The 26,295-nt window shown below is 62.2% G+C and carries 22 protein-coding genes; 13 read left to right on the top strand and 9 right to left on the bottom strand.

The window, feature by feature from the left end; genetic code table 11:
* The first annotated feature begins 2 nt into the window (after nucleotides 1-2).
* Entirely contained in the window at nucleotides 3-1,631 is a 1,629-nt protein-coding gene (locus tag HCN50_RS23345) for an FAD-binding oxidoreductase (protein ID WP_210265065.1), read from the top strand.
* A 233-nt stretch (nucleotides 1,632-1,864) separates the two neighbouring features.
* Here the strand turns inward: HCN50_RS23345 and HCN50_RS23350 are convergent, their stop codons facing one another.
* Nucleotides 1,865-3,400 carry an amidase gene (locus HCN50_RS23350; RefSeq protein WP_171712592.1) on the bottom strand — a complete coding sequence of 512 codons (1,536 nt, stop codon included), beginning with the start codon at nucleotides 3,398-3,400 and terminating at the stop codon, nucleotides 1,865-1,867.
* A gap of 610 nt (nucleotides 3,401-4,010) precedes the next feature.
* Entirely contained in the window at nucleotides 4,011-4,478 is a 468-nt protein-coding gene (locus tag HCN50_RS23355) for a metallophosphoesterase family protein (RefSeq protein WP_171712242.1), read from the bottom strand.
* 992 nt (nucleotides 4,479-5,470) lie between these two features.
* On the opposite strand from HCN50_RS23355, the gene HCN50_RS23360 reads away from it, so the two are divergent.
* The 4 genes from HCN50_RS23360 to HCN50_RS23375 all read left to right on the top strand — a co-directional run bounded on the left by HCN50_RS23360 (nucleotide 5,471) and on the right by HCN50_RS23375 (nucleotide 9,105).
* The gene (locus HCN50_RS23360) at nucleotides 5,471-6,190 is read left to right on the top strand and encodes a response regulator (protein WP_171712244.1); all 720 of its coding nucleotides are present in this window, start codon (nucleotides 5,471-5,473) and stop codon (nucleotides 6,188-6,190) included.
* Nucleotides 6,187-7,683 (top strand): sensor histidine kinase, encoded by a 1,497-nt coding sequence (locus tag HCN50_RS23365; protein ID WP_171712246.1) that lies wholly within the window; start codon nucleotides 6,187-6,189, stop codon nucleotides 7,681-7,683. Before HCN50_RS23360 ends, HCN50_RS23365 begins: the two co-directional genes overlap by 4 nt.
* Nucleotides 7,684-7,759: 76 nt before the next feature.
* Complete coding sequence (locus HCN50_RS23370) at nucleotides 7,760-8,497, top strand: DUF899 family protein (protein WP_171712248.1); 738 nt, start codon at nucleotides 7,760-7,762, stop codon at nucleotides 8,495-8,497.
* Nucleotides 8,498-8,514: 17 nt separating this feature from the next.
* Nucleotides 8,515-9,105 (top strand): GNAT family N-acetyltransferase, encoded by a 591-nt coding sequence (locus tag HCN50_RS23375; RefSeq protein WP_171712250.1) that lies wholly within the window; start codon nucleotides 8,515-8,517, stop codon nucleotides 9,103-9,105.
* 104 nt (nucleotides 9,106-9,209) lie between these two features.
* On the opposite strand, the gene HCN50_RS23380 is transcribed toward HCN50_RS23375, so the two are convergent.
* Nucleotides 9,210-9,965, bottom strand: coding sequence for a ThuA domain-containing protein (locus tag HCN50_RS23380; protein ID WP_171712251.1), 756 nt, complete (start codon nucleotides 9,963-9,965; stop codon nucleotides 9,210-9,212).
* A gap of 277 nt (nucleotides 9,966-10,242) precedes the next feature.
* On the opposite strand from HCN50_RS23380, the gene HCN50_RS23385 reads away from it, so the two are divergent.
* Nucleotides 10,243-11,232, top strand: coding sequence for a Bug family tripartite tricarboxylate transporter substrate binding protein (locus tag HCN50_RS23385; RefSeq protein ID WP_171712252.1), 990 nt, complete (start codon nucleotides 10,243-10,245; stop codon nucleotides 11,230-11,232).
* A gap of 110 nt (nucleotides 11,233-11,342) precedes the next feature.
* On the opposite strand, the gene HCN50_RS23390 is transcribed toward HCN50_RS23385, so the two are convergent.
* Nucleotides 11,343-12,590, bottom strand: a complete 1,248-nt coding sequence (locus HCN50_RS23390; RefSeq protein ID WP_171712253.1) for a glycerophosphodiester phosphodiesterase family protein — start codon at nucleotides 12,588-12,590, stop codon at nucleotides 11,343-11,345.
* Nucleotides 12,591-12,739: 149 nt separating this feature from the next.
* Here HCN50_RS23390 and HCN50_RS23395 point away from each other — a divergent pair, with 149 nt between their 5' ends.
* Nucleotides 12,740-13,054: a hypothetical protein gene (locus HCN50_RS23395; RefSeq protein ID WP_171712254.1), complete on the top strand. Its 315-nt coding sequence runs from the start codon at nucleotides 12,740-12,742 to the stop codon at nucleotides 13,052-13,054.
* A gap of 227 nt (nucleotides 13,055-13,281) precedes the next feature.
* A complete protein-coding gene (locus HCN50_RS23400) occupies nucleotides 13,282-13,641 on the top strand; it encodes a twin-arginine translocation signal domain-containing protein (protein ID WP_171712255.1) in 360 nt (119 codons plus the stop codon).
* A gap of 65 nt (nucleotides 13,642-13,706) precedes the next feature.
* Here the strand turns inward: HCN50_RS23400 and HCN50_RS23405 are convergent, their stop codons facing one another.
* The 3 genes from HCN50_RS23405 to HCN50_RS23415 all read right to left on the bottom strand — a co-directional run bounded on the left by HCN50_RS23405 (nucleotide 13,707) and on the right by HCN50_RS23415 (nucleotide 15,885).
* On the bottom strand, nucleotides 13,707-13,961 hold the full coding sequence (locus HCN50_RS23405; protein WP_171712256.1) for a GCG_CRPN prefix-to-repeats domain-containing protein: 255 nt from the start codon (nucleotides 13,959-13,961) through the stop codon (nucleotides 13,707-13,709).
* A 104-nt stretch (nucleotides 13,962-14,065) separates the two neighbouring features.
* The gene (locus HCN50_RS23410; protein ID WP_235977182.1) at nucleotides 14,066-15,100 is read right to left on the bottom strand and encodes an alpha/beta fold hydrolase; all 1,035 of its coding nucleotides are present in this window, start codon (nucleotides 15,098-15,100) and stop codon (nucleotides 14,066-14,068) included.
* 68 nt (nucleotides 15,101-15,168) lie between these two features.
* Nucleotides 15,169-15,885 carry an ArsR/SmtB family transcription factor gene (locus tag HCN50_RS23415; RefSeq protein ID WP_171712257.1) on the bottom strand — a complete coding sequence of 239 codons (717 nt, stop codon included), beginning with the start codon at nucleotides 15,883-15,885 and terminating at the stop codon, nucleotides 15,169-15,171.
* 162 nt (nucleotides 15,886-16,047) lie between these two features.
* Here HCN50_RS23415 and HCN50_RS23420 point away from each other — a divergent pair, with 162 nt between their 5' ends.
* Entirely contained in the window at nucleotides 16,048-16,356 is a 309-nt protein-coding gene (locus HCN50_RS23420) for an NIPSNAP family protein (protein ID WP_171712259.1), read from the top strand.
* Between the two features lie 66 nt (nucleotides 16,357-16,422).
* A complete protein-coding gene (locus HCN50_RS23425; RefSeq protein WP_171712260.1) occupies nucleotides 16,423-17,235 on the top strand; it encodes an isocitrate lyase/PEP mutase family protein in 813 nt (270 codons plus the stop codon).
* A 54-nt stretch (nucleotides 17,236-17,289) separates the two neighbouring features.
* On the opposite strand, the gene HCN50_RS23430 is transcribed toward HCN50_RS23425, so the two are convergent.
* Both HCN50_RS23430 and HCN50_RS23435 read right to left on the bottom strand, forming a co-directional pair.
* Nucleotides 17,290-17,700 (bottom strand): hypothetical protein, encoded by a 411-nt coding sequence (locus HCN50_RS23430; protein WP_171712262.1) that lies wholly within the window; start codon nucleotides 17,698-17,700, stop codon nucleotides 17,290-17,292.
* A 107-nt stretch (nucleotides 17,701-17,807) separates the two neighbouring features.
* On the bottom strand, nucleotides 17,808-19,037 hold the full coding sequence (locus HCN50_RS23435; protein WP_171712594.1) for a c-type cytochrome: 1,230 nt from the start codon (nucleotides 19,035-19,037) through the stop codon (nucleotides 17,808-17,810).
* Between the two features lie 285 nt (nucleotides 19,038-19,322).
* Between HCN50_RS23435 and HCN50_RS23440 the strand changes: the two genes are divergently transcribed.
* From HCN50_RS23440 to HCN50_RS23450, 3 genes are all read left to right on the top strand, one after another.
* Nucleotides 19,323-22,814, top strand: a complete 3,492-nt coding sequence (locus HCN50_RS23440) for an indolepyruvate ferredoxin oxidoreductase family protein (RefSeq protein WP_171712264.1) — start codon at nucleotides 19,323-19,325, stop codon at nucleotides 22,812-22,814.
* A 618-nt stretch (nucleotides 22,815-23,432) separates the two neighbouring features.
* The gene (locus tag HCN50_RS23445; protein ID WP_171712266.1) at nucleotides 23,433-25,034 is read left to right on the top strand and encodes a tetratricopeptide repeat protein; all 1,602 of its coding nucleotides are present in this window, start codon (nucleotides 23,433-23,435) and stop codon (nucleotides 25,032-25,034) included.
* Nucleotides 25,035-25,087: 53 nt separating this feature from the next.
* On the top strand, nucleotides 25,088-25,663 hold the full coding sequence (locus tag HCN50_RS23450; protein WP_171712268.1) for a hypothetical protein: 576 nt from the start codon (nucleotides 25,088-25,090) through the stop codon (nucleotides 25,661-25,663).
* The last annotated feature ends 632 nt before the right edge of the window (nucleotides 25,664-26,295 follow it).

The raw sequence follows: 26,295 nt of genomic DNA on the forward strand, positions 1-26,295 counted from the left end.
AGATGACGAACAGAGAAAAACAGGAGGAGGCCGTGAGCGGCGCAAGACTGAAACATTACGGCTGGGGCCGCGAAGACGAGGGCATGACGGCCGAGGAGCAGGCCTTTGTGCTCGGCCGCTATCGCGCCAAATTTGCGCGCGATGCATTTGAGACAAAGGTCGTTCCGCGTCTCGATGACCTGACATTGCGCGCGCCGCGCGTGGTGCCGCCGGCCTCGCTTGCCGCATTTTGCACCAGCGAACGATACGATCGCGTCGCGCACGCCTACGGCAAAGCCTATCCGGACTACGTCCGAGCCATGCTCGGCGAATACGACAGCGCGCCCGACGTGGTCGCCTATCCCCGGAACGAAGCGGAAATTGCCGCTGTCATGGATTGGGCCGGTGGTGTCGGCGCGTCGCTTACGCCGTTCGGAGGCGGCTCGAGCGTCTGCGGTGGCGTCGAGCCGCGCGTTGACGGTATCAGGTATAAAGCGGCGGTCACACTCGACCTGCGCAATCTCGGCAAGGTCGTCGAGGTCGATCAGATATCGCGCGCCGCGCTGATCGAAGGTGGCGCCTTTGGTCCATCTCTGGAGAACCAGCTCAAGCCGCACGGCGTCACGTTGCGCCATTTTCCGCAGAGTTTCGAATATTCAACTCTTGGCGGCTGGATCGCAACGCGGTCGGGCGGTCATTTTGCCAGTCTCTACACGCACATCGACGATTTCGTTGAAAGCCTGCGCGTCGTGACGCCGCGCGGCACGATGGAAACACGTCGCCTGCCCGGATCGGGGGCCGGACCAAGTCCCGACCGCATGTTCATTGGGTCGGAAGGAACGCTCGGGGTGATCTCGCGCGCCTGGATGCGATTGCAGCCACGCCCGAAATTCCGTGCCGGCGCATCGGTTCGTTTCGACTCGTTCTTCACTGCGGCCCGCGCGTTGCGCGCGATCGCACAGGCCGGCCTCTATCCATCCAACTGCCGCATCCTTGACGCGCAGGAGGCATTCAACACCGGGGCAGCCGACGGCAGCGTCGCGATCATGGTGCTCGGCTTTGAATCCGGCGACCATTCGGTGGATGCCTGGATGGCCCGCGCGCTCGAATGCTGCGCCGACCATGGCGGGACACCGGAGGCGGCAAAGGCCGGCGATGCACATCTCGAAGGGGCGGCAGGAATCTGGCGCAATGCATTCATTCGTATGCCCTATGCGCGCGAGTTTCTGACGCCGGCCGGCATTATCAACGACACCTTCGAGACCGCCATCACCTGGGATCGCTTCGAAGCCTTCCACGATAAAGTGAAGGCGGCGACGGAGCGTGCGATTCTCCAGGCGACGGGCGTAAAGGGCGAAGTCACATGCCGCTTCACCCATGTCTATCCCGACGGACCAGCACCGTATTTTTCCTTCCACGCACTCGGCCGCCACGGCGCTCTTCTGGAACAGTGGCAGGCAATCAAGAATGCCGCCAGCAATGCGCTGATTGAGGCGGGGGGTACGATCACGCATCATCACGCTGTTGGCCGTGATCATCGGCCTTGGTACGATCGTCAGCGCCCGGAGCTCTTCGCCGCCGCGCTTCGCGCAGCAAAAAGAGAACTCGATCCGCAGGGCATGCTCAACCCTGGAGTCCTCATCGATCCCTAGGCCTGGACGACGGGCCAACGGGGATGGGTGGCAAGGCTGTGTCTAACATCTGCCTGACATGAAACAATCGCGAGCCATAACCTGTCGCTGGCGACAAGCATGATACTCGGCGGCGGACCGGATCGCAAAAACATGGCGAAACGGCAGAGGCTCGCGTCAGACATCTCGCGGGCCTCCTTTTTCCCGGACCAGGGACGCTGGTGGCACCTCAGTCGGCAATTCGTTACTGGCGTCTACCCGACGACCTGGAAGGCGTCAGCGGCACGCAAGACGGTGCCGTCCTCCCAGTGGCGTCCGATCAGCATCATGCCGACGGGGAGCCCAGCAGACATGCCAGCCGGAACGGTGGCGGCCGGATGGCCAGTGACGTCGAACGGGCAAGTGTTGGAAATCATTTCGAGTGCCCGCGCAACGTAGTCTTCGCGGCTCGCGTCAGCGGCTGGGAGCAGCGTAGCTTTCAAGGGTAGTGTCGGCATGAGCAGGAGATCGACGCCGCTGAGCGCCTCGTCATAGGCGGCGCGGAGCACGCGCGCGAGGTTTTGGGCCTTGGCGTAGTAGCGTCCCTGGTAGTTGTCCTGCATGTATTGGCCGAGCAGGATGACAAGCTTGACCGTCTCCGAAAGGTCGTTGGCGCGCACCCGCCGGCTCCGGCCGTAGAAGTCCAGAAGGGAAGTTGTGTAGTGCCCCTTCCAATTGGTTCCCATGCTGTTGCCGGCGACCATCAGCATCGTGGCGCCCTCGACGGCAATGGCGTTCCAGATATGGATGCCGTCGCGGTGGAGAGGGATCGATAGCTCGGTCACGGTTGCCCCCGCTCGGGTCAGGCGCTGCGCCGCCTCGCGGACCATGGAATCGACATCGGACTCCGAATTGGGCCAGCCAAACCCCTCTTTGACTATCCCGATCCGTAGACCGCGGGCGTGTCCGGTGAGCTGTTTGGTATACGCTTCCGTGCGTAGCCCCGCCGGTTGGCGCGGGTCGAGGCCATCGGCCCCGGCGAGCACCTCGAGAAGCTGGGCGGCATCGCCGGCGGTGCGGGCAATGGGCCCGGTATGATCGAGTGTCAATTCAATCGGGAAGACGCCTGTGTAAGGTACAAGCCCGTGGGTGGGCTTGTGGCCAACTGCTCCGCAGAAAGAGCTGGGAATTCGGATCGACCCGCCCTGGTCGCCCCCGATGGCCATGTCGCATTCGCCAGCGACAACAAGCGCCGCGCTGCCACTCGAGGAGCCGCCGGCAGATCGCTCCGGATCGTGCGGATTGAGCACGGGCCCGGTGTCGGAGGTGTGGCTACCCCCCGAGAAGCAAAGATGCTCGCACACCGCCTTGCCTACGATCTCCCCACCGGCATCGAGGATGCGGGTCACAATGGTCGCGTCCACATCGGGGACGTAGCCTTCCAGCACGTTGGAACCGTTCATCATCGGGATGCCGGCGACGCACACATTGTCTTTGATGGCGATTTTCTTGCCGGCCAGAGGTCCCGACGTTGCGCCCTTGATCGAGCACCTCCAGTACCAAGCGTTGAGCCGATTGTCCGAGGCGCGTGGACGGAACCCCGCGTCTCGCGGGTACTTCACTGTCAACGTCGGCTCCGCGAACTGGTCCAGGCGACGGTACGACGCGAGCACACCGTCCATAAGATTGCGGAACGACGCCAGATCGTCGCGGCTGAGATTCAAGTTGTAGGATTTGGCGACGCGCTCCAGTTCAGGCAGCGGTGGCTTGCGCAGAATTCGCGGCGCCGTCGCCGTCGGTGGCGGTTGCATGCTCGCCTCAGTGGCGGCTCGAACGGACGTCGTCGTGGCGACGACGGTTGCTGCTACCCCGGCCGTGCCGTCATGAAGGAAGCGACGGCGCGAATAGTTTGGCGATGCTCTCATAGCATATCCCTCCTTCGACCAATGGGTTGACTTCTCGATCCCTGCTCGCTCCGGAGTGTCGGGACCGACGGGGGCCAGTGGCCCCGACGGTCACTGAATGGAGGCTGCCGACGCTGCGGCCGGCGTGCCAAGCTGCAACATCCCAACGAGCTTTTGCATCCGGACAGGGCTGAGGCGCAGCAGCCGCATGAGATCGGGAAATGAAGAGTGTGCGGAGATTAAGACCGCTACCGGATGCCTCCAGCATCCACGCGCGACTACGGAGCGACGCGCCGTCCGACAGGCAGATTATCGTTCGGCCAGCGACGATCTTCAAGAGTTTGTGGTCGTCACAGCACTCGTGAGCCGTGTTGCAGAGCACTCGACCGTCGATGGACGGAGGTCGAGCTATGCGCGCGATGTTGGCGGCCGATCCTGCAAATCCCGATTTGGCTGGACGAGCTCGTCCCGTTCACTCAAGGCGCAGAGGAAAGCGCCGACTCCCGCCTGCCTGCACTTATCCAGCACCGGTAAGATGATGTAGTAGTGCCTTGGGGCCTCTTGCAGTCAGATCCAACGTCGCCAGCGTGATTGGCAGATTGAAACGGCGTGGTCCAGCACTTCCAGGATTAAGATAAAGCACCCCGCCCGTCGTCTTAATCAGCGGCCGATGCGAATGGCCGGAAATAACCACGTTGATCCCGCACGCCGCCGGATCGAGCTGCAGGTCCTGGATGTCATGAAGGATATGGATCGACTGGTCGCCAAGCCTGACAGTCTCCGTATCAGGATAATTCTCCGCCCACGGCCCTTTATCGACGTTCCCCCTGATTGCAATAACAGGCGCAATCCGGCGGAGTCGGTGGATGACTTCGGGGCGGCCGATGTCACCGGCATGGATGATGTGGGCCACGCCGGCCAGCCGTTGCTCGGCTTCAGGACGCAAGATCCCGTGTGTATCCGAGATGACTCCGATTCTAAGCACGACGGGTGGTCCTGATCGTCCGAACGCTTCTTGCAGATTTAGGAACGACCTGTGTGTGGTGAATAGTGCGTAGCCAATCTATAGAAGTGGTGTAGCCATCTTCCCTGTTCTGCGGTGATAACCTCCGGCCGTGCTCTCTGGGTCCGCTTTGCGCTGATCGATACGAAGACATGGCCCACAAGAAGGAAAGTCGGGCACTCTGCACACGAACTTAGGATTCTGCCCGGACATCAAACAGTCGTCCTTCGTCACGAGGCGCGAAACAGCCGCACGATCTCCACAGTACATCAAATCAAGGGGGGTGGCCGATGCCGAGGTATTCCGCAACACGAAGACGAGCAGCCAACCTATCCGCACTGCGGCTCTACGAAAAAACAGTCCCTTCGATGTAGCGTAGTCGTCATCATCCTCGGCCGATGAGCCTTTCGAGATTTCCGGCACGGCGCCGCGGGAAATGGCGTGCATCGCATCGTACATGTAACGCTCCTGCTTCGTTGAGCGTGCGCACGATGGGGGCGGGATGTCGCAGAACTTTGCCGACGACCGCCGGAAATTGTCGCGATCTGTCTCAGGAAGGCTGCATTGCATAGTTCGCGACAGGTGCGGCCATGAGTGATGGCCACTGCTGTCACCCGCTCTTGAAGACCGTGCGCTCAATGCGGCTTCTTAAGTTGTATCAAGTCTGAACCGTCGTACGGGTCTGCGACAATTTGCGACAAAGATGGGTCACCGGGACAACTTTCTGCGACAGCTTGAGCCTAAATTGTTTCAGCCAGATCGGGGAATCATGCACACATGAGGCCGGTTCCCGCTCGGATCGGCCGGCATCGGCATCGGGATGCTGCGATCCCGATCCGATGCCGCAACGCTATTGGTGAAGCCAGCCACAAGCATTTGATTTCGGTCGATCATGCGCGGCCGATACATTCTGTTACACTTTTTCGATGGGTTAGGTGCAGGACTTCCGTATGATCCGGGACGGAGCAAACTAGATGGACTCTGCACCCCACATCGCCGTAGTGGATGATCATCGCGATATCCGCGACCTGGTCGGCAAATACTTGATGCAGCACGGCTACCGTATCAGCCTTGCGGAGAACGCTGTCGCACTCCGCCGTTTGCTCGAACGAAGTGCTCTGGACCTGGTGGTTCTTGACATCATGATGCCGGGCGAGGACGGACTGTCCCTCTGCCGCCATCTGCGCAGCACCACGGACCTTCCCGTGATCCTGTTGACTGCGATGGCTGAAGAGACCGATCGAATTGTCGGCCTGGAAGTAGGTGCCGATGACTACGTGAGCAAACCATTCAATCCCCGCGAGCTTCTCGCCCGCATCAAAGCGGTGCTTCGACGAGTCCAAAGCCTGCCGCCGCAAAAGGGCAGGCTTGCGACCAAGGTTGTACGGTTTGATCGATGGACCTTTGACGTCAACCGGCGCGAGTTGACGGGCGACGACGGCGTTGCTGTGCCGCTCAGCACGGCGGAGTTCCGCCTGTTGTGTGCATTTCTTGACCATCCCGGCCTGGTACTCAGCCGCAATCAGCTTCTCGACCTGACGGTCGGCCGGGATGCCGATCCATTCGACCGGAGCATTGACAATCAGGTCAGCCGCTTGCGGAAAAAGATCGAGGCCGATCCGAAAGTGCCAGCCTTGATCAAGACTCACTGGGGCGGTGGATACAGCCTCGCCGCGCAGGTCGAGCAGCCATGATGAGTTTGTGGACGCGCAGTCTTGCAGCCCGTTTCATCTGTTTCACGCTGCTGTCTTTAGTGCTGTCACAAGCAATCGTGTTCTTCATTTCGTGGGATGAGCACGGGCAGGCGATTCGGAAGGCCGCGAAAGGCGAGATATTGAGCCGGTGCGCCTCGCTCGCCCGGGTCCTGGAGGCGATGCCTCCAGCGCTGCAGAGCGATATCCTTAATGCCAGTAACACCAGTTCAGCGAGATATTGGATATCGACCAACGGTCTGAAGGATGCCCCCGCGTGGCGAGAGGAAGCATGGGAGCGTTTGGCTCAGCCATTGCCGCGCGTGACCTTTCCCGGCCACAGCGTGCCCGCCGAGGTGCGACCGGATTTCGGCCGAAACACTGCCAGAAGTAGCAGCGCCACCTCCTCACAATGGATCGACCTAAGGCCGGAAGCCTGGCCACTGTCGCGGCCAGCGAAATTTCTTTATCTCGATGATGCCACCGGCATGGGCTTGGCCGTTCAGTTGGCAAACGGCGCATGGCTGAACACAGCATTTGCCAAGCCCGCACAAGACGGCTTCTGGACCTCCAAATCCACCTTGGCACTCGGCCTCTCCGCGTTGTCGTTGTCGATCATTGCGGTATTCGCCGCTCGAGGCATCGCGCAACCATTGCGCCGCCTGGCGGTAGCGGCAGAAGCCTTCGGCCGTGGTCAGGAGGTCGTACCGCTGCCGGAAACCGGCCCCGACGATATCCGGCGTACCGCCGAGGCATTCAATCGTATGCAGGAGCGCCTACACCGTTTCGTCGACGACCGCACCAGAATGCTGGCCGCCATCGGCCATGATCTGCGCACACCTCTGACCTCGCTCCGTTTGCGTGCGGAATTCGTGCCCGACGAGGACGTCCGGGAGAAAATGCTCTCCACAATTACCGAGATCCAGACGATGACGGAGGCTACCCTCGCATTCGCTCGCGAGGATGCAACCGCCGAAAGCACGCGGACCGTGGACCTCTCGGCTCTGGTGGAAAGTCTCTGCGACGATCTCGCTGAACTCGGATATGACGTCGCTTTCTCCGAGGGACAGAAGATCAGCTATAGCTGCCGGCCAGACGCACTGCGCCGCGCGTGCCGCAACCTCGTCGAAAATGCCATCCGGTATGGCGAGCGCGCGCGTGTCAGCGTGGAAAGGCAAGCGGATAGCGTCGAAATCACCGTCTCGGACGACGGCCCCGGTATTCCAGACAGCGCCAAAGAGCAGGTCTTTACGCCGTTTTTCCGAATGGAGAATTCGCGGAACCGCGAAACAGGAGGCGTGGGTCTCGGCCTTTCCATTGCCCGGACCATTGTCCGCCATCACGGCGGCGATATCGTCTTAACCAACAAGCAGAAGGGGCTGCAGGCGGTCATTAGCCTGCCAGCGCTGGACGGCGGACCGCCTCCTTCCATGAGCCGCCAGGTCGCAGGAGCGAAGAATGTTACCGGCGCTCTCGAAAAGGCAATGCCTGCGTAGCGGGTGCAATAGGGAACCCGCTACTCACGGATGAGTTTATTTCTGGGTTCACAGACCTTCAATCCGGAGGGAAGCCATGGAGCATCTCCGCTACCCGAACGAAACCGCCGAGTATCGTGCTGCCAGAAACGCGCTTCTAGACGACGAGATCGCGCTTCGTGCCCACATTGAAGCTGTAGCGGCCAAGCGCCGCGCCTTGCCGCTCGGCGGCGAAGTGCCGGAAGACTATATATTCGAGCGGATCGGCAAGAATGCAGCGCCCGAGAAGGTCAGGATGTCCGAGCTGTTCGGTCCGCATGACACGCTCATTCTGTACAGCTTCATGTATGGACCCGAGCGGGAACTGCCATGTCCCGGCTGCACGCACCTGCTTGATGGGCTCGACGGCGCGGCAAGGCACATCGGCCAGCGAGCCGCACTCTACATCGTCGCGAAATCGCCAATCGCACGTCTCACCGCGTGGGCGCACGAGCGCGGCTGGGACCATCTGTCGTTTCTGTCTACGGCGGGCAATGGCTACGACGCGGATTATTTTGGTGACACGTCGAAGTTTCCCAAAGGCTTGCGTGTACAGCATCGCGTTCCCGACGGCGAGAACTGGGACGAAACGATCTTCAACGTGTTCAAGAAAAGCGGCGGAGCAATCCGCCACTTTTGGGGCTCAGAGATGAGCTTCGCACCAACCGAACCCAATCAGCATCATCGCGCCGGAGATCAAGTCGACCCCTTGTGGGGTCTCCTCGATATGACCCCCGAAGGACGGGGAGACTTTTTCCCCAAGGTAAACTACGATTTACCCTTGGATCGACGGTGAGTGATTGAGGGAGCGACATGATATCGGCCGTGCCCGAAGTCATATCAGCAGGCGCGAACGACCGGGCAAGCGCGATCAGCACCATTGTGCTCGGCTTTGCGGCCGACCCGATGTCGCGTTTTGCTTGGCCCGATCCGTCCGTATACCTCAGAACAATGCCTCGGTTAGTTGATGCTTTCGGCGGCCGGGCTTTCGATCATGGCACAGCCTACATCACCGAAGGGGCCCGCGCTGCCGCCCTATGGCTGCCACCAGGCGTCGAGCCGGACGAAGCAGCAATGGACGCAATCATGGAGGAGTCCCTGCGCCCGGACATATCAGAGGATATCGGGGCCATCATGAAAGGAATGGCCGAACATCATCCGCATGAGCCGCATTGGTATCTGCCTCTTATCGCCGCCGATCCGAAGTGGATCGGGCAGGGGCTTGGCTCGTTGCTGATGAAACACGCGGTTCGACGATGCGACGAGGAGGGTATCGCTGCCTATCTCGAAAGTTCGAACCCGCGTAACATCTCGCTTTATGAACGCCACGGCTTCAGGATCATCGGCAGGATCCAAAGCGGCTCTTCTCCAGTGGTGACGCCGATGCTGCGGCCCGCACCCTGAACCTCGGTTGATCCAACCCATTAGAGTCGGAACGCGACACGTGCGGATACGATGCGCGCTCCGATCGGACCTTTGCCACCAACTGCGAAGCGCTCCGGCGCCGGTTAGGGCGATCTTCGCATAGACCAGAGGATGGCATTGGTGAGGATTCGCTGGAAGCGAGGGTCCTGCCAAACTGACGGTTCGTGGCCTAGCGCCGCATAGAATACGCGTCCCTCGCCATACAATCGCGTCCATGCGAGCGGCCAACCATAGAATCGGTGATGCACGCCTGTTTTGCCAAGGTCCACAGAGCTTGGGTCGAGGCGCAGGAGCACGCGCGAGCGACGATAATCGAAGTCGCTGATCTGGTAGATTTCGTCCTCGACTTGCAACGAATTCCCGAGAAAAGCCACCAGGGGATCGCTGGGATCAGCCACCTCGATCGTCACGGTCTGATGCCAGGGATGGCCATTGAAGTAGCCGCCGACGAGGTCGAGATAATCCGGCCAGGTGTAGAATGTGTCGGTCGCCGCATGAACGCCGAGGAACCCGCGGCCCGAGCGCACGAAATTGAGCAGAGCGTTCTTTTGCGCATCGCTCATCGGAAGTTCTCCTGACGTGTAGAACATCACCGCGGCGTAGCGCGCGAGGTTAGCGGAGGATAGTTCAGACGTATCTTCCGTTGCCGTGATTTCAAAGATGCCCGAATCGCTTCCAAGCTGGGCCAGGATTGCCTCGGAAAGCGGTATGACATCATGCCGGTAGCCGGCCGAGTGCGTGAAATAGAGGACGCGCTCGCGCGCGGCTTGCGCATGCGCGCTTAACGGTCGGATGGCCGCCGCGCCGCCGAGGAGCGCAATGAAATCGCGTCGCCTCACAATCCGCTCCGCTAGGACAAAACCAGCCAATGGGTTGAAAGAAGCTTAGCACGGATCAACCCGCTGGTGCTGTGGCATCGCCATTCTCTGCCATCCTGTGCAACGCCCATGGCGGACCGCGCCCATATTTTCGCGTCTCGGAAAATGGCCGTTGCGATTGCGGTCCTTCGCGTGGCGCCGCGAAAGCCCGAATTTCGAGTGCGCCAATCTGTCCCGGCTTTCGCGCATGGCAGAAGCCGGGCGATGCGATACCCTCCCTGAAAATCAAGGAGGAAACATGCCCTTAAAATTCAACCGCCGTCATTTCATCGCTGCCGGTTCGGCTGCTGCCGCGCTGCCTTTTCTTTCGCGTAGCGGCTTCGCGCAAGGCACGTGGCCATCGCGGAATATCCGCATGGTATGCAGCTACCCGGCGGGCGGGCAGACCGACCTTCTGGCGCGCGCCTTCGGCGATTACATCGCAAGGCAGGTGGGGCAGACCGTCGTCATCGAAAACAAGGCGGGCGCCTCCGGCTCGATCGGCGCGGCCGAAGTCGCGCGTGCGGCACCCGACGGCCACACCATCCTGTGCTCGATCTCGACCACCTATGTGATGAACCGGGTGATGATGAAGAACCCCGGCTACGACATGGACAAAGACCTGACGCTCGTCAGTATCATCCCGAGCGGCGGGTTGCTGCTGGTCGCCAGCAAACCGTCCGGCGTCAGGTCCCTGGACGATTTCGTCGCGTTCGCGCGCAACAAGGGCCAGGTGAACTTCGGCACCTACAGTGCGGGCTCGGCTCCGCACATGACCATCAATGAACTCAACAAGCAGTATGGTCTCAAGATCGAGCCGATCCACTATCGCGGTGAAGCGCCGATGTGGACGGGGCTGATGGATGGCACGCTCGATGTCGCGATGGGCAGCTACACGGCGGCGCAAGCCGTGCTGCAAAGCAATCATGGCGTGGTGTTCGCCGTAAGCACGAAGAAGATCAGCGCGATCCCGGACGTCAAGACGCTGCCCGAACAGGGGGCGACATCGAAGTTCTTCACCGTGAGCGGCTTCACGGGCTGGGCGGTGCCGAAGGCAACGCCGCAGCCGCTTGTCGATCGGCTGGCTGAACTCTGTGTTGCCGCCAACGACGATCCGAAAGTGAAGGAGGTGCTCGCGACTTTCGTGCTGGAGCCGGCGCTCGGTTTCAAGGAAAGCAATGCACTGTATCAACGCGAATTGCCGACCTGGCTGGAGACCGCGCAGGCGCTGGGCCTGGAGCCGGCTTAGATGATAATGTGGGGTGGCAAAGCGAAGCGTGCCCACCGTTCCGAGTCGCGCGAACTGGGTGGGCACGGCGCTTCGCGCCCTTGCCCATCCTAACGAAGCGACACGATCCCTCACTTCATCCCGGTGCAGCTCGCATAGAATGTCGTCGTCGCTGGCCAGTCCGAGAACATGCCGCGGATGCCGACCTGCTTCGCCAGCGCGTCCAGCACAGTCAGCGTGTCGCCATCGCGGTCGACCGCCGGCTTGATCGACTTGTGATAGAAGCCGCCGCCCTTGTTGAGCGGGCCGTCGCGTTCCAGCGACCAGCCGATCAGGTCGAGGCCTGCGGCCTTCGCCGCCTTGGCGTATTCGGAGGGCACGATTTCCTTGTTGTCGTTCAGCGTCAGCATGATCGGGATCGGGGGACCAAGGATCGCGACGCCTTGCGCCTTCAACTCCGCCATCGAGGGTTTCCATGTCTCCGGCTTGCCGGGATCGAGACCTTGCTTCTCGTAGCGCTCTTCGAGATAAACCGCCTGCTTTGCAAATTCGGGCTCGGTCTTCACCCAGTAGAGCACGTCGGCGAGATTGAAGCTTTGTGCAAACACGCTATCAGGCGGAATGCCGGCCTTCTTGTAGGCCGCAATCATCTCGCTCGCATATTTCTCCTGGGTGTAGTCGCCATCGAACGGCATCGGCACTTCCGGCGCCTTCAGCTCCGGCGTGAATTTTGCCCCGAGACTCCTAATCAGCGCGATGCTCTCATCGTGGGTCATCAGCGTGCCGGAACTGGCGTAGAGGTCGGTGCGCCAGCGCGGCGTGCCGTTCTGATATTCCTCCGGCGTCTTCGCCTCCGGATTGAAGCCGTCCATCTTCGCCGTCAGCCGGCGGAATTCGGCAAGCGTGATGTCGGAGGTGCAGCACTTTGCGGAAGCCTTCCTGCCGGTAGCGGGGTCGGCCGGGCTGAACGGTTGCGAGCATTTTGCCGCCAGCTCCGGCACCGTCAGGATGTTGGTCGTGGTGTGCAGGTCGCATTGCGAATGTCGGCACACGAGCTGACGGTCCTTTGTAAACGTCACGTCGCATTCGATGATGCCGGCGCCCATCCGCGCCGCCGCCACATAGGATTCTTTTGTATGCTCTGGAAATTCGAGCGCTGCGCCGCGGTGGCCGATGGAAAAATCGGTCTTGCGGAACGGCCCGGTGCACTGGCTGAGCTGCTGCTTCAAGGGGCCGTCCTTCATCTTGTCGACCAGATAGAACGGCCGCGGCCCGATCTGCGGCTCGCGGGGCAGGGCAATGTCCTGCGCCGCCGCAGGAATTGCTGCGGTCAGCAACCAGAGCGCGGACAAAAGGGCGGAGCAATGGCGGGCAGGCATGGGTGACACCTCCGATGACGCGTTGCGCGCGGCCTTGATATCACGGAGCATGTGACAGTTGCGTGTGGGCACGCGGAGCCTGTCATCGGCCGCGCATTCGCGCGACCCGATGGCTTTGCCCGCCTACGAGACAATTCAGGGAGAACAACATGCCTGCTGCCTTCTTCGTCGTTCGCGCCACCGTGTCCGATCCCGCCAAACGTGAGGCATTCGACGCCTGGTATTCGCGCGAGCATCTGCCCGATGCCGTGAAATCGTTTGGCGCCATGAAAGCGTGGCGCTACTGGAGCCTTACCGATCCATCGCTGCACCAGGCGATGTATCAATTTCCGGATCAGGCTGCGCTCGATCGCGGGATCGACGGCCCGGAGATGAAGCGCCTGATCGCCGATTTCAACCGCGATTGGCCGGACGTGACGCGGACGCGAGAGGTGCTGGTGCTGGCGGAAGAGCTTGTCGCGTGAGATGGCGGACGCGTGGCGCACTCGTCGCGCGAAAACGATTGTCACACATCCAACTGACACAGCAATACCGCAGCAACGACAAAAGTTCCGCCGAGAGTTACAGCGCGTGCAAAAATACGTTTGCGGCTGCTTCGATCACGACAATACTGAATGCGTAATTCAGCGCGCGTTCATCTACATGCACTGACACTCTCTTTCTCACATACAGCAACGGAGGAGGAGATGTGATGGAACGCCGCCACTTTCTAAAACTCGCCTTTGGATTTGCCGCCGGTGGTGTCGCGCTCGCAGCAGGCGCGCAGGCCGCGCCGCTGATGCCGGCGCCGCTCGCCGACGACGCCAAACTCCCCGGCGACCAGGACGCGCAGCCCGCCGTCACATCAGGTAAGGAGGCGGAAAGTCTCACGCCCGAGGAAGTGCGCTGGGGCCGCGGCCGGCATCGCGGGTGGGGCCGCCGGCATTGGGGCTGGCGTCGCCGGCATTGGGGGTGGCGCCGTCGCCGCTGGCGCCGCCGGTATTGGGGCTGGCATCGCCGCCGCCGTCGGTGGCGCCGCCGCTACTGGCGCCGCCGTCGTTACTACTGGTAAGAGAATTGATTAGAGACTGACAAAAAAGCCCCGCGCGAGCGGGGCTTTTCGCAATTCGAAGAATGTCAGTAAGCGCGGCAGCGTCCGTAGCGCCAGACGGTGCCGTAGGGGCACACGCGGCCGGGCCTCACCACGACGGCGGGAGCTGGGGGCCGCACCACCACGACCGGGGCAGCCGGCCGAACAACGACCCGGCGATTGGGTTGGCAACCGCCATAGGGGCCGCGGTGCCAGCCTGGGCCGCATCCGCCCGCGGCTTCCGCCGCGCTGAAGCTGGCAACGGTGCCCAGGGCCAAAACTGCTGCGAAAAGGTACTTCATGTTTTCTCCCGTTCTTGGCCGCAAGGCGGCATGGTCGGAACCTAGTCACGGACATCTGAATGGAACATGAATGTCGTGATTTGTCGTAGAGCTATGCCACGGGGCTAGGGAGCTACGGCGAGAAATCCGAGCACCAGCTCGCGGTACTTGTCCGGCGCCTCCAGAAAGACCAGGTGTCCGGTGTTTGGAATCACCTCGGCGCGGCCGTTCGGCATCTTCGCGGCGAGCGTCTTGGCCAGCTCTGCATTCTGTCCCATCTTCGCGCGCAGCGCCTCCGGCGCATTGGCTCTTCCCGGGGCGTTGTGATCGTCGGCGCCCATCACGAACAGCGTCGGCTGCGTGATCAGCGGAATCTCGTGCACGACCGGCTCGCGATAGATCATCTGCGCCGAGCTGACAAAGGCGCGCAGCCAGCGCGGATATTCGGCGCTGCCCTTGACGTTGAAGCGCGCATCGATGAAGGGCGTGACTTGTTCGGGCGGCAGTTTCAGCGCGTAGTTGGTCTCGAGCTGCTTGCGATAGGCTTCTGCCGTGAGCTTGTCTTCGTTCTCCAGAATCCTTTCCGTCGGTGTCGGCGGGACGTAGAGGCGATAGTCTTCCAGCCCGATCGGGGCGGTCAGCACCAGATGCGCGATCCGCTCGGGGTAGGCGCGCGCAATCCGCACGCCGAGCATGCTGCCGAGCGAATGGGCCACGATGTCGGCCTTGGCGATTTGCAGGCGGTCGAGCAGCGCTATCGTGTTGCGCGCCAGCGTGTCGAAATGCAAATCGCCTTGCGGCTTCGACGACTTTCCAAAGCCGATCTGGTCCGGCACCACCACGCGGTAGCCGGCTTCGCTCAAGGCCTTGATGACCGCTGCCCAGTAGCTCGAGGGAAAATTGCGGCCGTGCAGCAGCACCACGCTCCGTCCGTTCGGCTGCGCGGGAGCTACGTCCATATAGGCCATCCGAACCTGCTCGCCGTCGTTGACCAGCGGCAGCAGGTGAACGGGATAGGGATAAGCAAAACCTTCGAGCGCGATGCCATAGGGTTCGGAAGGCTCGCGGGCAGAGGGCTCGCGCGTCGCAGGTTCGGCTGCTTGTGCGCTGGAAAGGCCGCCCACGATAACGGAAAGGCAGATCATGATCGCGCGTCGCATCGCAGGCTCCATCTGATAGGACGCGGCCTTATTGATGCGATCAAAGCGCGCGGTAAAGCCTTTGCATTTCACGTTTTGGCGAGAGCATGCCCAGTGGCATCGCCGAACAGCGCCGCAAACCGCTTTTCGCCGGTGCGGGTGAAATTCACGACGCGGCTGCCCGGCGTGGGATCGCGCGCTGCCCAGTTCAATTCGGTGAAGCGGCTCATCAGGGCGGCGCCCAGCGTGCCGGCGAGGTGATGGCGGCGTTCGCTCCAGTCGAGACAGGCCTTGCATACCGGGCGGCGCGGATGCACCAGCGTGTTGGCGTCGATCTGCAGCGCCTGCGCCATGAAGCGCTTGCCCTCGCTCGTAAGTTCGATCGATTGCTTGATCTGGCGAACCAGGCGCTGGCTTCGCATGCTGTTGAGCATCTGCACGCCGAGATCGCCGGCCAGATGATCGTAGCAGATCCGCGCCCGGCGCAGCGCCGGCTCTTTCGGCCCGGTGCGGACGCGGGTGTGGCCTGCGCGCTCGGCCAGGCCCGCCAGCCCCTCCAGCACGTGGGCGACATCGGGGCCGGTGAGGCGGTAATAGCGGTGCCGGCCCTGCTTCTCCGGCTCGATCAGCCCGCCGGCCTCGAGCTTGGAAAGATGCGAGCTCGCGGTCTGCGGCGTGATGCCGGCCTGGTGCGCCAATTCGCTCGCGGTCAGCGCGCGACCGTCCATCAGCGCGGTCAGCATATTGGCGCGTGCGGGATCGCCGACCAGAGAGGCGATCACGGCGATGTCGGGTCCTGCTTTCATTGTTCGATGATAGCCGAAGCATCGCAGTGAGGCAAGCGGGTATTGTTGGCTTGAATGTCCATTGCGGGGAGCGCAGCGACGAAGCAATCCATTTCTTCGCGTGCGGCGGCATGGATTGCGTCGCTTGCGCTCGCAATGACGCAGAGAACCATCGGAGCACTAATGACCATCACCGTCTTCATCCGCTACCAGCTCGATCCGTTCAAGCGCGCACTGTTCGAGCAATATTCGAAGAACTGGCTCACCATCATCCCGAAATGCGGCGGCGATCTCCTCGGCTACTGGATGCCGCACGAGGGCACCAACAACATCGCGTTTGCGCTGATCTCGTTCGAGAGCCTGGCGGCTTACGAAAGCTACCGGGCGCGGCTGCGCGCGGACAGTGAAGGCAAGGCCAATTTCGATTTCGCCGAGGAGAACAGGTTCATTCTTGCGGAAGAGCGCACGTTCCTGCGCCAGGTCGTGGCGTGAGACGTCTGGCAGAACAGGCGCCGCATTCTTATCTACGCGGCGCCAACAACATGAGGGGAGCGACCCATGCTGACATCTGCTGACAAACGCGCCGCATTCAGGAAGTTGCACGAGAGCGGATGCTTCATCATCCCCAATCCTTTCGATGTCGGCAGCGCGAAGGCGCTGCAGCATCTCGGCTTCAAGGCGCTGGCCTCGACCAGCGCGGGGTTCGCCTGGGCCATCGGCAAGGCCGACAACCGCGTCGGCGTCGACGACGTCTGCGCTCATCTCACGGCGATCTGCGCGGCGGTCGACATCCCCGTCAATGCCGACTTCGAGGACGGCTTTGCGCACGAGCCGGACAAGGTCGGCGTCAATGTTGCGCGCGCCGTGAAGACCGGCGTCGCCGGCCTGTCGATCGAGGATTATACCGGCGACAACGCAAAGCCGCTGTTCGATCGCGCGCTCGCGGTCGCTCGCATCAAGGCGGCGCGCCAGGCGATCGATGCCGACAATAGCGGCGTCCTGCTCACCGGCCGCTGCGAGGCGTTTTTGCGCGGGCAGAAGGATCTCAAGCTCGTGATCGACCGGCTCACCGCCTATGCGGAGGCCGGCGCCGATTGTCTCTATGCGCCGGGCATCGCAACGGCGGAGGAGATTTCGGCCGTGGTGAAGGCGGTGCATCCAAAACCGGTCAATCTTCTGGTCGGCGCTGCCGGTCCGTCGCTGAAGGAGGCCGGCGATCTCGGCGTCCGCCGCATCAGTGTCGGCGCCTCGCTGGCGCGGATGGCATGGGCCGGCTTCATGAAGGCATCAAAGGAGATGGCGGAGAAGGGCACCTTCGGCGAATTTGCGGGCGGCTACCCCGGCGGCGAGCTCAACAAGATGTTCAGCTAGGCGCGCAAAAAGCAGCGGGCGCCTGGCCCGCTGCGTCATTAGTAGTTGTCCACTCTACTGCTTGGCGCGATCGACCTCGGTGCCGGTCGGATTTGGCGACGGCGGCGTCGGGCGATTGGTCGCGGCGCCGGTGGTGGTTCCCGGATCGGTGTTGGCGCGCGGCGTTACGTCGCGCATGCCCGGAGGCGCTGCGGGGTTGGTCGGCTGCGTCTGCGCGGTCTGGTTAGGCGGCGACGTGCCGGCCTGGTTCACGGTCGTGTTGTTCAGGCCATAGAACAGGGCGCCGAGCACGACGGCGATGGCGACGGCAAACATCGCGACCTTCGCGCCGCTGGGCGGACCTTCGCCAAGCGCGGGATCGGGCTGCAACTCGTTGTCCATACTATTGAGGCGGGCCTGACGGCGGATTTCCTCATCGCTCAGACCAGCGCGGTAGGGATCATTCGGATCGGGTTGGTATGCCATGAATGGGTTCCTCCGTTAGCATCCCAGAGCTAATGGTTGGCGCGACCGGATGTTCCGCCAAAGTTGCAACCGCGTAATGTTGGAACCGGGGATTCCCTGAGGCGTGACTATCTTCGCCGCGCTTTTGCGACTTCGGCTGCCGTCACAAGCGGCGCCGCATTGCCCCAGGCATTGCGGATGTAGTTGGTCACGTCGGCAATCTCCTGGTCGGTCATCTTCGCGGCATAGGCCGGCATCGATCCCTTGTTGGGCGCGCGCGGTGTCGTCACGGTCTCGGCGCCGTCGAGAATGATGCGCAGCGTGCTCAAGGCATCGGCCGATTGCAGATTGGCGTTGCCGGGCAGCGGCGGATAAATCCGCGGCGCGCCGGATCCATCCTCTTCGTGGCAGGCAAGGCAGGCGCCGTTATAGAGCTTCTCGCCGGAGGCCATTTGCGCAGGCGAGGGCGGGGTGACCTTGGGCTCCGGTGCCCCGGCCGGCAGGTCTTTCAAATAAAGCGCGATGGCGCGGACATCCGCATCGCTCATCTTCGAGGTCGAATTGACCACGACCTCCGACATCAACTGGCCGGCATGACTCCTGGCGTTACGGCCGCTCTGCAGATATTCGGTGATGTCTTCCACGCTCCAGGATTTCAGGCCGCTCCGCTCGGCGCCGTCGAGCCGCGGCGCGAACATGCCCGCGACGCGGCCACCGCCGTAAGCCCGGCCACGCTTGTCCGCGCCAAACATGTTCTTCGGCGTATGGCACGCGCCGCAATGCGCGACGCCCTCGACCAGATAGCGGCCGCGATTCCATTCCGCGCTCCTGGCTTGGTCCGGCATCAGGATGCCCGGCTTGAAGAACAGCCAGTTCCAGCCGCGCATCACCGCGCGATAGTTGAACGGCCAGCGCAGCTCCGGCGCGCGCGGCTCGTTTCGCAGCGGCGTCAGCGTCGCGAGATAGGCGCGGATCGCAAAGATGTCCTGGCGAGTCAGCCTGGTGAAGTTCGGATAGGGGAATGCCGGATAATAGCGCGAGCCGTCGCGCGCCACGCCAAAGCGCAGCGCGCGGTAGAAATCGTCGTCGCTCCACGCGCCAAGCCCGGTCTCGCGGTCGGGTGTCAAATTGGGCGCGTAGATGCTGCCGAACGGCGTGTCGATCCGCTTTCCCCCCGCGAACGGCTTGGCGGGATCGGCGGTGTGGCAGCTTGCGCAGTCGCCGGCCTCGGTCAGCGCCTTGCCGCGCGCGATGTCTTCCGCGGCCGGTTCGGGCGTCGGTTCAGGTCTTGATTGGGCATGTCCTTCGCCGATGACGAACGCAGTGCACAAAAGCATTCCGGCGAGAATCGTCCGCATGATCCGGCGTGGTCCCTGCACCATCTGGCTTCTAGAGGCGTTATAGCGCGAAAGCGTGCACAGGGGGGACGTCATGCCGTTTCGCGCCGAGGCTTCCGGACGACACAAACCGAAAAGCGGTGCGGTTATTCCCGGCACGAAATTGCGATCTTTGAAAGCGCGGCTTCAGGGGCGAGATTTGTGGTGCGCGCGCGGAAAAATTCGACATAGACTGGTTCTAACAGGTTCAGATGACTAGCTAAAAAACAGTCATCGCGGTCAAGGCTTGGGCAAAGAGGGCTTGCAATGGGAATCAACCAGGGTCCGATCAGTCTCGATCAGAAGTACACGCAAGGTACAGGCCACATCTTTCTGACCGGCATCCAGGCGCTGGTCCGGCTGCCGATGGCGCAAATCCGCCGCGACCGCGCGGCGGGCCTGAATACCGCAGGCTTCATCTCCGGCTACCGCGGCTCGCCGCTCGGCGGCTACGACCAGCAGCTCTTTGCCGCCCGCAAGCACCTCGAACACTACAACATCAAGTTTCAGCCCGGCGTGAACGAGGACCTCGCGGCCACGGCGATCTGGGGTTCGCAGCAGCTCAATCTCTCGCCCGGCGCCAAATATGATGGCGTCGTCGGCATCTGGTACGGCAAGGGTCCCGGCGTCGACCGCTGCGGCGACGTCTTCCGCCACGCCAACACCGCGGGCTCGGCCAAGCACGGCGGCGTGCTGTGCCTTGCCGGCGACGACCATGGCGCGAAATCCTCCACCGTCCCGCACCAGTCGGACCACGCCTTCATCTCCGCGCTGATGCCCTATCTCTATCCGTCGAGCATCCATGAAATGATCGAGATGGGCCTCCTCGGTATCGCGATGTCGCGCTACTCGGGCTGCTGGGTCGGCATGAAAGTGATCACCGAGACGGTGGAGACCACGGCCGAGATCGATCTTACCGACGAGATGAAGCCTTTCGTCATTCCGTCCGATTTCGAGATGCCGCCGGGCGGCCTCAATCTGCGCTGGCCCGACGATCGCTATGCGCAGGACCTCCGCCTGCAGGACTACAAGGGATACGCCGCGATCGCCTTTGCGCGTGCCAATAAGATCAACCGCATCACCATGGATTCACCGAACGCCCGCTACGGCATCATGGCGTCCGGCAAGAGCTATGAGGATATCCGTCAGGCGCTGCGCGAGCTCGGGATCACCGAGGAGGTCGCCGCCAAGATTGGCTTGCGGCTTTACAAGATCGGCATGCCCTGGCCGCTGGAGCCGGAAGGCGTGCGCAACTTTGCTATCGGCCTCGAGGAAATCTTCATCGTCGAAGAGCGCCGCGAGATCGTCGAGAACCAGGTCAAGCAGGAGTTGTTCAACTGGCGCGACGACGTCCGCCCGCGCATCGTCGGCAAGATGGACGACCACGATAAGCGCTTTCTCACCTTTGCCGCCGAGCTCAGCGTTGCTTCGCTGGCGAGCTCGCTGACCGAACGCCTGCTTCGACTTAATCTCAACCCCGAAATCGCTGCGATGCTCCGTGCCAAGGCCGATTGGTTCAACGGCCGGCAGGCAACCCAGATGCAGGCGGTCGCCCCCGTCACCCGCACGCCGTATTTCTGCTCGGGCTGTCCGCACAACACCTCGACCAAGGTGCCGGAAGGCAGCCGCGCCTTTGCGGGCATCGGCTGCCATTTCATGGCGCTGTGGATGGACCGCAACACCGAGACCTACACCCATATGGGAGGCGAGGGCGTGCCGTGGGTCGGCGTCGCGCCCTTCACCAACGAAGCGCACGTGTTCGCCAATCTCGGCGACGGCACCTATTTCCACTCCGGCAGCCTCGCGATCCGCCAGTCGATCGCTTCGGGCGCCAACATCACCTACAAGATCCTCTATAACGACGCGACCGCAATGACCGGCGGCCAGCATGTCGACGGCGAATTGTCGCCGCAGCAGATCACCTTCCAGCTTCACGCCGAAGGCATCCGTAATATTTATCTCGTCTCCGAGAACCCGCACCTGTATCCCGCGTCCGACATCGCGCCCGGCGTCATCACGCGCCATCGCGACGAACTCGACGCGGTCATGAGGGAGTGCCGCGAGATCAAGGGCACCTCGGCGATCGTCTTCGTGCAGACCTGCGCCGCCGAAAAGCGCCGCCGCCGCAAGCGCGGCCTGATGGAAGATCCGGCGCGCCGCGTCATGATCAATCCGGCCGTCTGCGAAGGCTGCGGCGATTGCTCGGTGCAGTCGAACTGCATTTCGGTCGAGCCCTTGGAAACCGAGATGGGCCGCAAGCGCACCATCAACCAGTCGACCTGCAACAAGGACTATTCCTGCCTCAAGGGTTTTTGCCCGTCCTTTGTCACCGTCGATGGCGCCAAGCTGCGGCACCGCGCGCCGCCGGACCTCGGCAGCATCGGCCAGTTGCCCGAGCCCACGTCAAGTCCCGCGATGGATCGACCCTATAACATCGCGGTCGGTGGCGTCGGCGGCACCGGCGTACTCACGATCGGTGCGCTGCTCGGCATGGCCGCGCATATCGAAGGCAAGGCCAGCATGATCCTCGACATGTCCGGCCTTGCGCAAAAGGGCGGGGCGGTGCTGAGCCACGTCCGGCTCTCCGAACATCCTGCCGATGTCACCTGTTCGCGCATCGTCACCGGCACGGCGGACCTTGTGCTCGCGGCCGATGAAGTGGTCGCGGTATCGAAGGATATGGTTACGCTGTGCGAGTCCACCCGTACGGTGGGCATCATCAACAGCCACGTCATCCCGACCGCGGATTTCATCCTCAACCGCGACTTCAACTTCCAGAGCCGCAAGCTCAACTCGGTGCTGGAGACCGAGCTGCGCAAGGATTCTTCCTTCTTCGATTTCACCACGCCGGCCGAAGCCCTGCTCGGCGACTCCATCGCCACCAACATCATGATGCTGGGCTACGCCTACCAGCGCGGCCTGCTGCCGCTGTCGGCGAAAGCGATCGAGCAGGCGATCGAGGTCAACGGCGTCTCCATCAAAATGAACACGCAGGCCTTCCAGCTCGGCCGGCTCGCCGCCGCCGATCCGGCGCGGTTCAAGGAGATGATGAGGGATCACGATGCCGTTGTCCCGGCGAAGACGCTGGAGGCAATGTCGCTCGACGAGATCATCGCCCATCGCAGCGCGCACCTCGCCGACTACCAGAATGCCGCGCTCGCCGAGCGCTACCGCAATCTCGTGAAGCGCGTCCGCGACGCCGCCATCGACGGCGGCTATGGCGAGGCGCTGCCGCGCGCGGTCGCGATCAACTATGCCAAACTGCTCGCCTACAAGGACGAGTACGAAGTCGCGCGGCTGTTCACCGACGGCAAGTTTGAACAGCAGCTTCGCGATCAGTTCGAAGGCGAGTTCAAGTTCAACTTCAATCTGGCGCCGCCGATTCTCGGCGGCGGCAAGGACGCACTGGGACGGCCGAAGAAGCGCGCCTTCGGCGCATGGATGATGCCCGTGTTCCGGACATTGGCAAAACTGCGCTTCCTGCGCGGTACGCCATTCGACGTCTTCGGCTACAGCGCCGACCGCAAGCTCGAGCGCGATCTGATCGCAGCCTACGAGACGGACGTCGAAACCGTGCTCGGCCGTTTGTCTCCGCTGACGCACGACACCGCCGTCGAGTTGTTGTCCTTGCCCGATCGCATCCGCGGCTACGGCCCGATCAAGGAAAAGGCGGTAACGGACGCCAAATCGCGCCACGCCCAACTCACCGCGGATCTCGCGAGCCCGCCGCCCGCGCCAAGGCAGATCGCGGCGGAGTAGGGGACCTGCCTAGGGTGGGCAAAGGCGCAAAGCGCCGTGCCCACCATCCTTCAGCGTTCGCAGTGCCAATGGTGGGCACGCGGAGCCTGTCATCGGGCGCGCATTCGCGCGACCCGTTGGCTTTGCCCACCCTGCGCGCTCGTGTCCGGGACGCAACGTATAGCGTTGCGCCGCAGAGCCGGGACCAATCTCACCGTATAGGCCCCGGCTTGCAGCGCAGCACTTTCGCGCCGCGCTGCGTCCGGGGCGCGAGCGCGCCTAAGTGCACAGAGGCGGCCAAATGCCCGCCTCTGTGCACATTCCGGGCTCAGCTCTCCACACTTTCGGAGGCGTGGAAAGAGAGTTAAACTTCAATCGATCAGCGCCAGATTTGACGTGCCGAAATCCTGCGATTGAGGGCGACGTCGGTGCCGTCAACAGCAAGCATTGCAACCCATTCAAGACTAGTGACACGCGGCAATTGCCGCGCGGTAGCCGGCGCGTGAAAACGCGTGGGCAGAGAGCAACAATTCGAAAACTGGAGAAATGAGGAGGGGCAACGAGCATCTGATCATTGCGCGGCTTACGGAAGATCACTTGAAAGGCTTAATTACTTGAAAGGCTTAAAGGAGACTCACGATGAGCGCGAAATCGGGACGAACCTTATTTGCCGCCGGCCTGATCACAGCGGCGCTCACAAGCACCGCAATCGGTCAGCAAGACGACAAGCTTGGTAAGGTAAGCTTCGCAACCTCGTGCGACCCCAAAGTGCAGGTCGAGTTCGACCGTGGCGTCGCCATGTTGCATTCGTACTGGTTCTTGATTGCCCGCCGAAAATTCGAAGAGATCCTGAAGCAGGATCCGACTTGCGCCATGGCGTATTGGGGCGTGGCGATGGACTTGCTCGGTAATACCCTTGCAACTACACCGTCACGAGCCGACGCCCAGGCGGCCTGGGACGCCCTCGAGAAAGCGCGGACCATCGGCGCCAAGACGGAGCGCGAGCGCGACTGGATCGAGACCCTGAGCGCCTATTTTCGTGATCACGATAAGGTCGCGGTGAATGCGCGCCTGGCAGCCTACAAGGCCGCGATGGAGAGGATGGCGCAAAAGTACCCGGACGACTACGAGGTGCTGGTCTTTTACGCGCTCGCGCTTCAGGCCGCGGCACCGAAAGACGACCTCACATATGCCAATCAGACCAAGTCCGCGGCGCTGTTGGAGATGCTCTACGAGCAGAACCCGCAGCATCCGGGCGTGACGCACTACCTCATTCACGCCTACGACTTCGCGCCGCTTGCCGAGAAGGGAATAGCTTCTGCGCGGCGCTATGCCGGCATTGCGCCGGCCGTGCCGCATGCGCGGCACATGCCGTCCCACATCTATTCCATGGTCGGCCTCTGGGAGGAATCCATTGCCTCCAACGCGTCGTCGCTGGAGATCCAGCCGGACTATTATCACGCCTCCGATTTCATGGTGTATGCGTATCTGCAGCTTGCGCAGGACGCCAAGGCCGATGCGATGATTAAGAAGTCGCTCGCCACTGCCGACCGCGGCGATCGTCCGATCACCTTTGCCAATTTCACCGCCAAGGCCGCCATGCCTGCGCGTTACGTCCTGGAACGCGCCGATTGGGCCAGCGCTGCGGAACTGCCGATAACTGCCACCCAATATCCGATGGCGGATTCATTGATCCGCTTCACGCGTGGTCTAGGCATGGCGCGCACGGGCGATATCGCCGGAGCCAAGCAAGAAATCGAAGCGATGAAGGCATTGCGAGCGACGCTGCAGCGCGCCGACCAAACCTACTGGGCGGACCGGACCGAGGAGCAGATGCTGGCCGTCTCGGCCTGGATCGCACTGAAGGAAGGTGCGACCGATCAGGCGCTGCGGTTCATGCGGGCCGCAGCCGACGGCGAGGACGGCAGTGTCAAGCATGTGGCAATGGAGAATCGTCTCTATCCGTTCCGCGAATTGCTTGGCGAACTACTCCTTGAGACAGGGCAGCCCGCTGCTGCCCTGAACGAGTTCGAGACTGCACTCGGGCAGACGCCCAACCGCTTCCGCGCGTTCTGGGGAGCCGCCCGCGCCGCCGACGGCGCCGGTGATCGCCAGAAGGCTTCCGATTACTTTGGCAAGCTGGTGAGCCTGACCAGCAACGCCGATACAGAGCGGCAAGAGATCCGTGTAGCCAAGGCATATGTACACCGGGACGACACGATAGGTAGTGCCCGAAAATAATCCCTCGGCTGCCCGGCCCAGCGCCCGACAGCCATCAGGTCGAGAAGACAGCGATGATCCGCGCAGTCGCATTGGCAATTGTGCTCGGCGCGCTGGTGAGCGGCGTGGCCGTCCATACCATTAGCTCGCCGGGCTGGCGGACCACGACCGCGCCGCCGTTCGGTGCGGCCGCAAGGCCGGCTGAGCCGACCGTCATCGTCGAGGCCTGGCCGATCTGCACCACCATGGCGTCAGTTGCATCGGATGTCGACTGGGTGCAACTCGATCCTGATTTCAAGGCTGGCAAGAGCGCACTGCGGGCGGAGAATTGGAATGGCGCAATCGCGGCGTTTGAACTCGCGGCGCTGCGCGACCCGACCAATGCCGATATCCATAACTATATCGGCTATGCCTATCGGCGGCTGCGTCAGATCGGGCCGGCGATTGGGCATTATCAGAAGGCGCTGTTGCTGAATTCCCGCCACCGCAGCGCGCATGAGCATCTCGGTGAGGCCTATCTGGTGCTTGGCGAACCGGCCAAGGCCCAGCAATCACTAGAGGCGCTGCAGAACCTCTGCCTGCTTCCCTGCGAGGAATACGACGACCTCAAGCGTGCCATCGAAGCGTACAAAACTCTGGCAAGACATTGAGCAGGCCGCGTGGGGTGGGCAAGGGCGCAACGCGCCGTGCCCACCATCGTTTAGGGTTCGCAGTGCCAATGGTGGGCACGCGGAGCCTGTCATCGGGCGCGCATTCGCGCGACCTGTTGGCTTTGCCCACCCTACGAGCGACGGAAAAATCACTTCTGATTTTCAGAAATCGTGTCAAGCCCAAGAATCAATAAGAACCAAAAAAATTCCGCTTTCGTTCTCACCCAAATCAGTCGCATAACTCTGCCCGTCTCACCGCGGATGAGGGGCGTTGGCCACGTCACGAACGCGCGGTGAGATGCGATGGACACAAGAACCATGACCGACGTGCGTGGCGATTGTGTACGGCGAAGTCGTGTGGTTCGGACGCCGCGGTGCTGGCGTTAAGTCCTTTGAGAAGCGAAAGCTGCTCAGGGGCGACGGAGGCAATAAAGCCGTTCTCCGGGGAGAGCACGAAGTAAGCCGTAAAGCCATTGCGCAGGGAAGGCCGGGATGCTCCCGCTGTACCTGTATGCTCGTGTGCGTGCTTTTTGCGCATAGTTGCACACGAGACCGCGGGTGCGGCGCGCACCCGGTCTTCCCTGCGCCCTCTGAATGCGAGGGCGGGAAGCTTCCAGCAAACCTCGGACAGT

It is taken from the genome of Bradyrhizobium archetypum (assembly GCF_013114835.1).
GTDB lineage: Bacteria > Pseudomonadota > Alphaproteobacteria > Rhizobiales > Xanthobacteraceae > Bradyrhizobium > Bradyrhizobium archetypum.